General features: G+C 52.5%; 2 pseudogenes. Both read right to left on the reverse strand.

Going from position 1 to position 2,553, the window contains the following annotated elements:
* A pseudogene (locus JL015_RS27445) lies at nucleotides 1-1,448 on the reverse strand (RHS repeat protein); the annotation flags it as partial.
* A gap of 136 nt (nucleotides 1,449-1,584) precedes the next feature.
* Nucleotides 1,585-2,553: pseudogene (locus JL015_RS27450) on the reverse strand (RHS repeat protein); the annotation flags it as partial.

A 2,553-nucleotide genomic window follows, 5' to 3' on the forward strand; every position in this document is an offset into this window, starting at 1 on the left:
CGTAGGCGTTGGCCGCTGGCGTCGTAGATATAGCGCTCGCTGTCGTCGACGCCGGACTCGCGCACAACCGGCTTTACCTCCTGCAACTGGTTACGAAGGTTCCAGCTCAGGGTTTGCCCCGCTTGCAATGCCAGCAGGTTGCCGTTGCCATCAAAAGCTGCGGCGATGTCTTCTTCGCTGGGCGGTTGGTTATTGATCACTGGCAGGCTGCGATTGCTATGCAAAGCGGTCACCAGAGTCCGGGAATGATTTTGCGACCCGACATGAGTCAACTGCTTCAGATTGCCACCCGCATCGTAATCGTAGGTCTGCGTGTAATTGGCCAGTTGTGCGGGGTCCGCTGGGCTCTGAAAATCTGCAAAGACGGGGCCGTGATTGACCGTCGCCAGCTCTCGACCCGTGGCTTCTGTCAGTTGATACAGCGTGTCGTATTGATACGTTGAAACCGGCTCTATGCGCTGATTGGCGAAGTACCGGATAGGTTGGGCGCGGTCTTCGATACGAGTCACATTGCCCACCGGATCGTAGTCGTAAGTCAGGTCCTGCAAGACCTGCCCGTTACTGCGCCTGGAACTGAGTTGCACCAGACGACCGTCTTCATCCTGGTACTGCGCCGTGCTGATCACCCCATTGCCAGCAACTTCAGATTCGACCCGCTCCTGAGCGTCGTAGTGAATATCGCTGACGATAACCTGCGACGGCTTGCCCTGGAGTTGTAAGTGGCTCTCTTTCAACTGACCAGCAACAGAATGCGCCAACGCATGAGCATTCCCCTGCGCATCGGTTTGCCGAATGACCTCGCCAAGCGGGTTATATGACCAGCCCGTGGTCGCGCCGCTACCGGGCTCCAGCAAGGCGTCGCGCTCTGACAGTGATTCGGGCCGGTCGGGCGAATCGATAGTGCGCAGGAAATGCTGCGTCTGCTCGATCACTGCACCGGTCAAACCAAATTCACGACTCAACAGAGTGCCCGCTGGATCGTCGTGACGAATCAACTGGCCACACTGATTGCGGGGAGCCGAATGCACATCACCATAGGCGAGACGCTCGACACATCGGTCACGTTCAAAAACACCCGTTGGCCTGAGCAACGCATCGTATTCCATGCGCCGAATGGTGCCTCGGCCATCCCAGGCGTTCAGCTCTTCACGCCCCTCGCCAGGCAACGAAACCCGCCAACCGGCATCGACGCTCTCAGTGGCCAATATCTTGCCACTGAGCGAATGAATCATGGAAAGGTTGGCCGTCAATTGTGGCTCCAACAGCCGAGGATCCCAAGTACGAACCAGATGTCCTGCAAGGTCGAATTGCACATGGCCAACACGGGCGTCCAGCTCTTCGGTCACTTGGCAACGGTAGAATGCAATTGTATCGACAGGCAGACCGCGCGGATCTATCACCTGCAAGCTCGGAGTGTGTCGATGCAAATCAGCGGACCAGCCAGCCATGATTAGAATCGTCCCTGAATCCAGTCCCTTAAGGCTAGTTGTCAACCAACGTCAGGAAGGTATGCACTGGATGGGCGGCATTGATTTCAGCGGATACGGCTTGCGACCACTACCCTCTTTGGATAGAGGGTGGTTTTCATCGCAGGTCAGGCCGCCTGACCTGACCGGATCGGAGTTTCATTATCTGATCTAGATGATCATTGAATGAAAAATCGTTCCTGACGTCCGCCCTTGTATCGAAACGGTCCACAGACACATTATGCAAAACCTCGTTTTCCTGGTATGAAGTCTGAAGACCGACATAAACACTCCAAAAATCCGCACTCTGGGCCAACCACATTTCAAATGACTTGAACCCATGAGCCCAGGATCTGTAGCCCTTCCGCAAATCAATGTTCTGTTCAATCGCTCTTTCCTTATAACGACTTAATTCTCCGCACGTATATTCAACCGGATAATCAGCCCTCGTATCGAATACGTCATAATAGAATGCATCACCCGTATCCAAAACTGTGTGCGACAGTTCATGTACCAACGTATTTATTCGCCCCATGACATTTTGCCCTCTAAAATTCTGATTAAAAAATATCCGCTTATTGGGATCATACAAAAGAGTAAATGCCAATGTATCTGAAGCGTCTTTATGTCCCTTTCCATGCTCCACGTAAACGAGTTGCTCACGTAAATCTCCCCCTGCCTGATAGGCAGACATACCCTTGATAAGCTCTTCATAACCGGCAGCCACATAGGTCGCAAACGTATCTTCATGATTCGAGTTATCTGGAACCGGAGCGCCCACAAATTCATAGAGCCTGGTCACATCATTGGCTTTCAAACGCCTCACTTCGCGGTCCATCATTTGCAGACTTGTATCTATCGCAACATCGAGAGTAAAGACCAAAGGATGCTCACCCGCCTTCTGCATTTCCTCAACCCCTCGGTATTTAACATTCAGCTTCCTGATATATTTAAGAGACAGCTCACGCAGATCATTAATACCTTTATACCCCCTGCCGTCACTATCAAAACCACTGCATGGGTTATTCCTGACAAAACAGAACAGATTCAACCCATCCACAGTTCCCGCCGGGTCCGGATTGATCCA

Source organism: Pseudomonas cichorii, from assembly GCF_015471405.1.
Lineage (GTDB): Bacteria > Pseudomonadota > Gammaproteobacteria > Pseudomonadales > Pseudomonadaceae > Aquipseudomonas > Aquipseudomonas serbiensis.